The 478-nt window shown below is 40.2% G+C and carries 1 protein-coding gene; it reads left to right on the top strand.

What is annotated here, in order from left to right; genetic code table 11:
• A partial coding sequence (locus HC176_RS16300; protein WP_167920057.1) for an RNA polymerase sigma factor occupies positions 1-370 on the top strand: 370 nt, incomplete at its 5' end.
• Positions 371-478 lie beyond the last annotated feature (108 nt).

Here is a 478-nt window from a genome sequence, read left to right as displayed (position 1 = left end):
TTCTTTTAAAGGCACCTCCACCTTCGGGGCATGGATTAAAAAGATCGTGGTAAACCAAAGTGTAAGCGTATACAACAGGAATACCAAATACCACGAAGTACAGTACGACGACGAGTTTAAACATGCAGTTGAGGAAGACGGCGGAATAGCTTCCGAAGAAGAAGAGCAAAATCCGAAAGTAAGAATGATCTTAAAGACCATGGAAACCTTAAAAGAAAATTATCGCGTGGCTTTGATCCATCATTTAATTGAGGGTTATGATTATGAAGAAATATGTGAGATCCTGAATATTACCTACGCAAACTGCAGAACAACAATTTCAAGGGCTAAAGAAAGCCTGCGCACCAAATTACTGAGCTATGAAAACTGATAACGATCTAAAAGACCTTTTTGACAGGCTGGATTTTGATATCGCAGAACCTTCAGCAGAGCATGAGGAACGGTTTCGCGAAAAACTGAGAAAGCAACAGCCTCAAAA

Source organism: Tamlana crocina (assembly GCF_012037625.1).
Note: the sequence above shows the minus strand (reverse complement) of the source record. Positions and strands in the feature narration are given on the sequence as shown.